At 70.9% G+C, this 8,735-nt stretch carries 9 protein-coding genes and 1 riboswitch; of the genes, 6 read left to right on the top strand and 3 right to left on the bottom strand.

Going from position 1 to position 8,735, the window contains the following annotated elements:
• Positions 1-6 precede the first annotated feature (6 nt).
• The 3 genes from PKE44_RS11080 to ahcY all read right to left on the bottom strand — a co-directional run bounded on the left by PKE44_RS11080 (position 7) and on the right by ahcY (position 2,140).
• Positions 7-393 carry a type II toxin-antitoxin system VapC family toxin gene (locus PKE44_RS11080; protein WP_324551065.1) on the bottom strand — a complete coding sequence of 129 codons (387 nt, stop codon included), beginning with the start codon at positions 391-393 and terminating at the stop codon, positions 7-9.
• On the bottom strand, positions 380-628 hold the full coding sequence (locus PKE44_RS11075; protein WP_324551064.1) for a hypothetical protein: 249 nt from the start codon (positions 626-628) through the stop codon (positions 380-382). Before PKE44_RS11075 ends, PKE44_RS11080 begins: the two co-directional genes overlap by 14 nt.
• 87 nt (positions 629-715) lie before the next feature.
• The gene (ahcY, locus tag PKE44_RS11070) at positions 716-2,140 is read right to left on the bottom strand and encodes an adenosylhomocysteinase (protein WP_324551063.1); all 1,425 of its coding nucleotides are present in this window, start codon (positions 2,138-2,140) and stop codon (positions 716-718) included.
• Between the two features lie 73 nt (positions 2,141-2,213).
• A riboswitch (S-adenosyl-L-homocysteine riboswitch) is annotated at positions 2,214-2,290 on the bottom strand.
• Between the two features lie 432 nt (positions 2,291-2,722).
• On the opposite strand from ahcY, the gene PKE44_RS11065 reads away from it, so the two are divergent.
• The 6 genes from PKE44_RS11065 to PKE44_RS11040 form a co-directional block, all read left to right on the top strand.
• The gene (locus tag PKE44_RS11065) at positions 2,723-3,556 is read left to right on the top strand and encodes a PEP-CTERM sorting domain-containing protein (protein WP_324551062.1); all 834 of its coding nucleotides are present in this window, start codon (positions 2,723-2,725) and stop codon (positions 3,554-3,556) included.
• Positions 3,557-3,628: 72 nt separating this feature from the next.
• Positions 3,629-4,405, top strand: coding sequence for a PEP-CTERM sorting domain-containing protein (locus PKE44_RS11060; protein ID WP_324551060.1), 777 nt, complete (start codon positions 3,629-3,631; stop codon positions 4,403-4,405).
• Positions 4,406-4,496: 91 nt separating this feature from the next.
• Positions 4,497-5,453 carry a DUF1702 family protein gene (locus PKE44_RS11055; protein ID WP_324551059.1) on the top strand — a complete coding sequence of 319 codons (957 nt, stop codon included), beginning with the start codon at positions 4,497-4,499 and terminating at the stop codon, positions 5,451-5,453.
• On the top strand, positions 5,447-7,360 hold the full coding sequence (locus PKE44_RS11050; RefSeq protein WP_324551058.1) for a CRTAC1 family protein: 1,914 nt from the start codon (positions 5,447-5,449) through the stop codon (positions 7,358-7,360). Before PKE44_RS11055 ends, PKE44_RS11050 begins: the two co-directional genes overlap by 7 nt.
• Positions 7,360-8,280, top strand: a complete 921-nt coding sequence (locus PKE44_RS11045; protein ID WP_324551057.1) for an enediyne biosynthesis protein UnbU — start codon at positions 7,360-7,362, stop codon at positions 8,278-8,280. The genes PKE44_RS11050 and PKE44_RS11045 overlap by 1 nt, the downstream gene beginning before the upstream one ends.
• On the top strand, positions 8,277-8,735 hold a 459-nt coding region (locus PKE44_RS11040; protein ID WP_324551056.1), incomplete at its 3' end, for a beta-ketoacyl synthase N-terminal-like domain-containing protein. The genes PKE44_RS11045 and PKE44_RS11040, both read left to right, overlap by 4 nt.

Genomic DNA, 8,735 nt, shown 5'->3' with positions numbered 1-8,735 from the left:
GGCGCGTCAGCTCGGATGCGGCGCCGTCGCCTGCTGCCAGGCGGTATGGAGGCGGCTGTCGATCGTCACGAGCGGCAGCGAGCGGGTCAGGGCCAGCCACAGATAGGCGGCGTCGTAGGCGGTCACGGCGTAGCGGCGGGCGAGGGCGGCGACCTCGGGCTGGAACGGCGTCACGTAGTCGATATCGAGGCGCAGGAAGGCGTCGAACTGCAGCGCCAGCGCCGCGGCCAGCGACGGCTGGCGACGCTCCTTGACGATGCGGATGTTGGTCAGCTCGTAGGGCAGCAGCGTCGGGGCGCAGAGCGGTGCCTCGCCGATGCGGGCGAGCGTCGGTTCATACCCGGCTTCGAGGAACAGGACCGCGGCCAGCGCGCCGGCATCAACGACGATCATCGCGATCGCGGGCGTCGCGGATCAGTCCCGCGGACTCGGCGGGCGAGCCGCTGAGGCCGAGGCGCTGTCCCTGCGTGACCAGATCCTGCAGCGTGCGCCGCGATTCGGCGCGGACCGCGGTCTCGACGATGTCGAGCAGTTCGGCCTGCAGCGTGCGACGGTTGCCGGCGGCACGCGCGCGCAGCCGGCGGGCCAGTTCGTCCGGAACGTCGGGAATCATCAGCGTCACGCTCATGGCCGTCGCTTCCTCGCTCGTCGCATGCGCCGGCCGGACCCGCGAAGGTCCGGCCGGCCGGTTATCGCCTCCGTGCCCCGGCCCCGGTCAGTACCGGTAGTGCTCCGGCTTGTACGGGCCTTCCTTCGGCACGCCGATGTAGGTGGCCTGCACCTCGGACAGTTCGGTCAGCCGCGCCCCGATGCGATCGAGGTGCAGGCGGGCGACCTTCTCGTCGAGGTGCTTCGGCAGCACGTAGACCTGCCGCTCGTACTTCGCAGCGTGGTTGAACAGCTCGATCTGCGCCAGCGTCTGGTTCGTGAAGCTGTTCGACATCACGAAGCTCGGGTGGCCGGTGGCGCAGCCGAGGTTCACGAGCCGGCCCTCGGCGAGCAGGATGATGCGCTTGCCGTCCGGGAAGATGATGTGATCGACCTGCGGCTTGATGTTCTCCCAGCGGTACTGCTTCAGGCTCGCGACCTCGATCTCGGAATCGAAGTGGCCGATGTTGCAGACGATGGCGTTGTTGCGCATGCGCTGCATGTGCGCGTGCGTGATCACGCCGACGTTGCCGGTCGTGGTCACGAAGATGTCGCCCTGATCGGCGACCTCGTCCATGCGCACGACGCGATAGCCTTCCATCGCCGCCTGCAGCGCGCAGATCGGGTCGATCTCGGTGACCCAGACGGTCGCGCCGAGGCCGCGCAGCGACTGCGCGCAGCCCTTGCCGACATCGCCGTAGCCGAGCACGACCGCGATCTTGCCGGCGATCATCACGTCGGTCGCACGCTTGATGCCGTCGACCAGCGATTCGCGGCAGCCGTAGAGGTTGTCGAACTTGGACTTGGTGACCGAATCGTTGACGTTGATCGCCGGGAACGGCAGCCGGCCTTCCTTCTGCAGCTGGTACAGGCGGTGCACGCCGGTGGTGGTCTCCTCGGTGACGCCCTTGATGCAGGCGAGCCGCGTCGAATACCACTTCGGATCACGCGCCAGCGTGCGCTCGATCGACGCGAACAGCGCGATCTCCTCCTCGCAGGTCGGCTTCGCCAGCACCGAGCGGTCGGACTCGGCGCGCGTGCCGAGCATCAGCAGCAGCGTCGCGTCACCGCCGTCGTCGAGGATCATGTTCGAGTAGCCGCCGTCGGCCCACTCGAAGATGCGGTGCGAGTAGTCCCAGTAATCGTCCAGCGATTCGCCCTTGTACGCGAACACCGGAATGCCGGCTGCGGCGATCGCGGCGGCGGCATGGTCCTGGGTCGAGAAGATGTTGCACGAGGCCCAGCGCACCTCGGCACCGAGCGCGACCAGCGTCTCGATCAGCACGGCGGTCTGGATCGTCATGTGCAGCGAGCCGGTGATGCGCGCGCCCTTGAGCGGCTGGCTCGTCGCGTACTCGGCGCGCACGGCCATCAGGCCGGGCATCTCGGTTTCGGCGATCGCGATTTCCTTGCGTCCCCAGCCGGCGAGCGACAGGTCGGCGACGTGGAAATCGGAGAAGGAGGACTGTTCGGTCTGGACCACAGCGTTCATGGAGAGGGCTCCTGTCGATGTGGCCGGGGGAGATGTCGTCGGCTCACCCGGGACATCCCGTGCCCGGCACGGGGTCAGGTGAGCGCCGTTGGGAAACGGTGACCGAGCCTGGCGGGTGGGTGTTTCCCCGTTGCAGCGCTCCTCGGGCAGGGCGCGAATCATACGGAGCACGGCCGTTGTCGCCAAGCCGGCACGTGGGTGCAGGCCCGCGTCCGGACGCGTGTATTTCAATTTCTTTACAGGGTTTTGCCGCTTCGGGCAGCGCAACCGTCGCCGGGTCCATGGGCGGCGGGCCGTCCGGCCCCTGACTGTGCTGCCTGTGGCTGCCGTACACAGCCATACAGACGCGTGATGTCCGGTTTTTTTACATCCATGAAACCAGTGTCGCAGTGCGTTTGTTCGATGCAGTTGATCTGATTGATTTTTATCGCTGTGGCGTAGCCAATGCATTGTCAGGACTGACCACCGGGAAACAACCGGGGCATTCCGGGCTGCCGTTCACGGCCGCAGTCCGGCCTACCACAGAGGTGATACGTCGATCTGTCCGTGTCAGTTTGATCGGGCAGGCCGGGGGAGAAGAAGATGTCAATGCAGACAAGGCTGGGGCCGCCCGCGCTGGCCCTGACGGGCGCGTTCTGGCTGGCCGCTCCGGCGATGGCGGTGCCGCTGGTGATCGACCCCGGGTTCGACCTGTTCGCAACCGATGCCGCCGGCACGTTCGCGACCCTGCCCGGCATCGGGCCGGTGCAGCTCGAAGGTCTGCCCTTCGATACCGGGGCCGGTGACCGCGGCAACGTCGACACCATCCTGCTGCGCCGGGGGCCGGCGCTGACGCTCAACGGCATCGGCGACTCGGGCAGCATGCCGCTCGAACTCGTCGCACTGTCGCTGCGCAGCGTTGCGCCGGTGCAGATCAGCCCCGGCGTGTTCGCCGATGTCCATGTGAACGTCAACAAGCCGATCGAGGACATCGGCGCTCCCGGTGGCAACGACGACGGTGCCTGCGATCCCGGCGAGTCCTGCACGGCCGCGAACCCCGAGCGCCCGCTCGATGCGCTGCCGGCCTCGGCCGGCGCGCTGACGATCACGCGCACCGGCGAGAACGGCGGCACCTTCGATTCGTTCTTCGACGTGTTCGCCGAGATCACGCTGACGCTGCCCGGCACGGACACCGTGATCGGCAGCAGCACCTTCCAGGACACCTTCGTGCAGCAGTCCGGCCTCTGGAGCAGCACGCCGGGCGTCGGCGATGCCCATACGGCCCAGCTCCCCGCCGGGGGTTTCCTGCCGGGTGTGGTCGCCGAACTGGCCCTGCTCGCCAGTCACCGGGCGGGTCCGGCCATCGTCCCGGAGCCGGCGACCCTGGCGCTGTTCGGACTCGGTGCCCTCTGGCTGAGCCGGCGCCGACCGGGCTGAAGCACCGCTGCGGTGCCCTCTCCGGGGGCTTGATCCAGCGCGCCCTGCGCTGCCGACATCGGGAGAAGCGCAATGAACAGGTTGTCGATCTGGCTGTGTCGACTGGCCGGTCTGCCGCTGCTGTGGCTGACCCTGGCGGTTCCCGCCCACGCCGTCCCGCTCGCGAACGGGCTGGACGGGTTCAGGACCACCCCGGGGTCCTCGTTCACGCTGCCGGCGGCGCTGCCGGCCGGCTTTTTCGGCAGCAAGAACGGCACCGATTCGGAGCTGATCGCTGCCGGTACTGTGATCGCCGTCGAAGGCAACATCGCGCTGCCGTTCGCAACCGCGAAGAAGTTCCTGGTCGGCCCCGGCTGCCATACCGGCTCGACGAACCACCACTGCTACGAGATGCCGGTCATCGAGCTGTTCGACACGGTCGTGCGCCGCACCACCGATGCCGAACTGACCCCCGGCGGCGGGCCGGTCGCCATCGGCGTGATGCTCGAATACCTGTCGCTGAGATCGAGCAGCCCGCTCGAAGTCCACTACGGGTCCGAACCGTCGAGCTTCTTCGACATCTTCGTCGAACTCGACGGCCCGCAGACCGCCGGCAGCATCAGCATCCACGACTTCCAGAGCGACAACACCGGCCTGATGGATACCGTGCTGCCGGTGACCTACAGCGTGACCTTCGCCGAGGTGGGCGGTGGCCTGCAGACCACGATCAACGGCCTGCAGGACGTGATGCAGTCGCAGAACAACAGCATCTTCGTCGTGCCGGAGCCGGGAACGCTCTGGCTGCTCGGCGCCGCGGCCGTCGCGGGCCTGCGCCGTCGCCGCCGGATACCCGACCGCACCCGGGCCTGAACGGCGCCGTGTGATCCCCTCCCTGCGCCGCGTCCCGATGCGGGCCGGCGCACCGGCTTCCCCGAAGCCTTTCCCTTTTCCGGAGGCCGCCATGGCCCGATCCGCCGGACCTGCCTGCGCGCTGCTCGGCATCGGCCGCGAAGCAGCGAGCTTCGAGCGGCGCGGTTTCCTGCCGGCGCCTCCGGCCGTGCAGCAGCGGCTCGAAGGCATCGGCCGGACCTTCATCGACGGATACCGGGCCGCCCTGTCCGCTGCCTCGGCCGAAGCGCTCGCCGCACAACTCGATGCGGAAATCCCGCTGGCCGGGCGCGGCTTTGCCTACGAGGGCGCCGGCATGGGGCTCGCGCTGCTCGATCTGCTGATGCCGTGGACGGCGTCGCGGCTGCAGGCCTTCCTCGCCGGGCCGGCGCTTGCGCATTGCTACATCGTCCACGTCGGCGCCGGCTGGGCGCTGGCGCGGCTGCCCTGGGGCGAGGGCTACCGGCGGCGGCTCGATCCGCTGCTCGGCTGGCTGGCCTACGACGGCTGGGGCTTTCACCGCGGCTACTTCGGCGGCGGACGCATTCCGGCGGCGTATCCGGCGCGGCTCGGGATGGCAGCCCGCCGGGTCCACGACCAGGGGCTCGGCCGCAGCCTGTGGTTCGTCTGCGGGGCTGACCCCTGGCGCGTGGCCATGGCCGTTGCCGGGCTGGACGCCGGCCGGCATGCCGATCTGTGGGCCGGCGTCGGGCTGGCCGCGACCTATGCCGGCGGCGCCGGAGACGCAGCCTTGGCCGAGTTGCGCCGGCTGGCCGGTGCGCACGCCGGCTGGCTCGCGCAGGGCGCAGCGTTCGCGGCCAAGGCCCGGCTGCACGCCGGCAACCCGACAGCGGACACCGAACGCGGCTGTCGCGCGCTGTGCGGCTGCGATGCCGTCACCGCGGCGGCCGCCACCGACCGCGCGCTGCAGGCGCTGCCGGCCGATGGCCCCGAGCCGGCCTATGCGCTCTGGCGCCACCGCATCCACGCGCTGCTGCGCCCGCGCAGCGAGGAGCCCGTCCCATGCTGAAATCTTCCACGGCCCTCGGGCGCCTGCTGCATTCGCCGCCGCGCTGGCTCAGCCGGGCGCTCGCCCTGCTGGCGATCCTGGCGCTGTACGGGCTGGCCCGGCTGCCGGAGCCGTCCGCCGACGAGCGCGCCGCGCTCGCCGCCGCCTTCCGCTTCGTGCAGGGCCCGCTCGAAGGCGTGCCCGGGCCGATGCGCGGCGTGCGCGAGGTCAGTCCGGCGTTCGCCGGCATTTCCGCGTGGATCTCCTCGGTCGGCGCCGGCGTCGCGCTCGCCGATTTCGACGGCGACGGCCTCGCCAACGATGCCTGTCTGGTCGATCCGCGCACCGATCTCGTCTCGGTGCTGCCGGTGCCGGGGCTGGTGGCACCAGGCAGTACTGCACGCTTTGCGGCCGTCGCGCTCGATCCGCGCCCGCTGCCGTACGACCGGACCATGGCGCCGATGGGCTGCCTGCCCGGCGACTTCGACGGCGACGGGCGCATGGATGCGCTCGTCTACTACTGGGGGCGCACGCCGCTGATCTTCCTCGGCGACGGCCGCGGCGGTTTCCGGCCGCTCGAACTCGCCGCACAGCCGGCGCGCTGGTACACGAACAGCGCGACGCTGGCCGACCTCGACGGCGACGGCCGCCCGGATCTCGTCATCGCCAACTACTTCCCGGACGGCTCGCGCCTGCTCGATCCGGCCAGCCGCGCGCCCGAAACGATGCAGCACTCGATGTCGCGCGCCTTCAACGGCGGGCCGGCGCATTTCTTCCTGGAGGCCGGCAGTCACGCGGGCCGGCCGGCCTTCACCGAGGTCAGCGTCGATCTGCCGGCCGACGTGCGCGGCGGCTGGACGCTCGCGCTCGGCGCGGCCGATCTCGATGGCGACCTGCTGCCGGAGCTGTACTTCGCCAACGACTTCGGGCCCGACCGCCTGCTGCACAACCGCTCGACGCCCGGGGCGCTGCGCTTCGTGCCGCTCGAAGGCCGGCGCGGCCTGTTCGACCCGGCCTCGAAGGTGCTCGGGCGCGATTCGTTCAAGGGCATGGGCATCGACTTTGCCGACCTCGACGGCAGCGGCCGGCTCGGCATGTTCGTCAGCAACATCGCCGCCGAGCACGCGCTGCAGGAGAGCCACTTCGCGTTCCTGCCGGGCGGCCCGGCCGGGCTGATGCAGCAGGGCATCGCGCCGTACACGGATCAGAGCGAGGCGCTCGGCCTGTCGCGCAGCGACTGGGGCTGGGACCTGAAGCTCGCCGACTTCGCCAACGACGGCCGGCTCGAACTGGTGCAGGCGACCGGCTTCGTGCGCGGCAGCGTCAACCGCTGGCCGGAGTTGCAGGAACTGGCGATGGCCAACGACGAACTGCTGCCCGATCCGCGCATCTGGGCCGACTTCCGGCCCGGCGCCGACCTGAGCGGCAATGCGCACCCGCCGTTCTTCGTGCGCGGGGCCGATGGCCGTTACGTCGATCTCGCCGCCGACATCGGGCTCGGCCGGCCGATGATCAGCCGCGGCCTCGCGATCGCCGATGTCGATGGCGACGGCGACCTCGATCTCGCGATCGCCAACCAGTGGGAGCCGTCGCTGTTCCTGCGCAACGACTGCCCGCGCTGCGGCCGCTCGCTGGAACTTGTGCTGCGCGTGCCGCTCGCCGATGGCGCGAGCCGTGCGGCGATCGGCGCCGAGGCGCGCGTGCGCCTGCCCGATGGCCGCGTGCGTGTCGCGCAGGTCGATGGCGGCAACGGCCACTCGGGCCGGCGCGCGCCGGAGCTGCACTTCGGGCTCGGGGCTTCGGAGGCTCCGGTGCCGGTGACGCTGCGCTGGCGCGCCGCCGACGGTCAGGTCCACGTCGAGGAACGCAGGCTGGCACCGGGCCGCCACGTGCTGCTGCTCGATGCCGCGGCCCCGGGAGGTGCGTGATGGCCGGACCCGACCTGCGACTCGCGGCACTGCGCCGCTTCGCGACCGCGATCACGGTGCTGAATGTCGCCGGCTACACGCTGCTCGGTTTCGAGCCGGCCTGGGCGCATCCGCTGGTGGCGCTCGCGACCGCATACGTGCTCGAACTCCTGCTCGAAACCCTGGAGGCGCGCAGCCGCGGCCTGCGCCCGCGCTTCCTCGGCGGCGGCTTCGGCGGCTTCGTCGATTTCCTGCTGCCGGCGCACATCACCGGGCTGGCCGTGTCGATGCTGATCTACACCAACGCCCGGCTCGCGCCGGTGGCCTTCGCGGTCGCGGTCGGCATCGGCTCGAAGTATCTGCTGCGCGTGCCGGTCGGGCCGGGCGGCGCGACGCGCCACTTCCTGAACCCGTCGAACACCGGCATCGCCGTGACGCTGCTGCTGTTCCCGTGGATTGCGATCACGCCGCCGTACCAGTTCGCCGAGAACCTCTCCGGGGCCGGCGACTGGCTGCTGCCCTGCGTGTTCATCGGCCTCGGCAGCTTCCTGAACGCGAAGCTCACGAGGAAGCTGCCGCTGATCCTCGGCTGGCTCGGCGGTTTCGCGCTGCAGGCGGGCCTGCGCGCGTGGCTGGCCGATACGCCGCTCGCGGCCGGGCTCGCGCCGATGACCGGCATCGCCTTCCTGCTGTTCACGTTCTACATGGTCACCGACCCGGCGACGACGCCGGTCGCACCGCGCGCGCAGTTCGCCTTCGGCGCCGGCGTCGCGGCCGCCTACGGCGTGCTGATGGCGCTGCACGTGGTGTTCGGGCTGTTCTTCGCGCTGTTCGCGGTCTGCTCGATCCGTGGCGCCTGGCTGTACGCGCAGCACCTGCGCCTGAGCCGGCGGGTTGCGTCGCCGGCCGGCGTGCTCGGCAAGCCGGAGACCGCACCATGAACGCGCCGCTCGCGCCGGCGATCGCCATCGTCGGTCTCGCCTGCCGCTATGCGGACGCCGGCACGCCGCAGGCGCTCTGGCAGATGGCGCTCGCGCAGCGCCGGGCCTTCCGGCGGCTGCCGCGCGAGCGCCTGAACCTCGCCGACTACGCCGAAGCCGTGGCCGGGGCCGACGGCACGCATGCCTCGGAGGCTGCCGTGCTGCACGGCTGGCACTTCGACCGCGAGCGCTTCCGCATCCCGGCCGCGACCGTGCGCGCGAGCGACCCGGCGCACTGGCTGGCACTCGAAGTCGCCGCCGATGCGCTCGCCGATGCCGGCTTCGGCGACGGCGCCGGGCTGCCGCGCCTGACGACCGGCGTCGTGATCGGCAACACGCTGACCGGCGAGGTCTCGCGCGCCGCCAGCCTGCGCCTGCGCTGGCCGTACGCGCGGCGCACGGTCGCCGCCCGGCTC

The organism is Plasticicumulans sp., assembly GCF_035331805.1.
In the GTDB taxonomy this organism is placed as follows: domain Bacteria; phylum Pseudomonadota; class Gammaproteobacteria; order Competibacterales; family Competibacteraceae; genus Plasticicumulans.
Note: the sequence above shows the minus strand (reverse complement) of the source record. Positions and strands in the feature narration are given on the sequence as shown.

Bases quoted from the DNA above. Each gene is read 5' to 3' on its own strand.
- PKE44_RS11080 (WP_324551065.1), bottom strand. From the start codon at position 393: ATGATCGTCGTTGATGCCGGCGCGCTGGCCGCGGTCCTGTTCCTCGAA.
- PKE44_RS11075 (WP_324551064.1), bottom strand. From the start codon at position 628: ATGAGCGTGACGCTGATGATTCCCGACGTTCCGGACGAACTGGCCCGC.
- ahcY (WP_324551063.1), bottom strand. From the start codon at position 2,140: ATGAACGCTGTGGTCCAGACCGAACAGTCCTCCTTCTCCGATTTCCAC.
- PKE44_RS11065 (WP_324551062.1), top strand. From the start codon at position 2,723: ATGTCAATGCAGACAAGGCTGGGGCCGCCCGCGCTGGCCCTGACGGGC.
- PKE44_RS11060 (WP_324551060.1), top strand. From the start codon at position 3,629: ATGAACAGGTTGTCGATCTGGCTGTGTCGACTGGCCGGTCTGCCGCTG.
- PKE44_RS11055 (WP_324551059.1), top strand. From the start codon at position 4,497: ATGGCCCGATCCGCCGGACCTGCCTGCGCGCTGCTCGGCATCGGCCGC.
- PKE44_RS11050 (WP_324551058.1), top strand. From the start codon at position 5,447: ATGCTGAAATCTTCCACGGCCCTCGGGCGCCTGCTGCATTCGCCGCCG.
- PKE44_RS11045 (WP_324551057.1), top strand. From the start codon at position 7,360: ATGGCCGGACCCGACCTGCGACTCGCGGCACTGCGCCGCTTCGCGACC.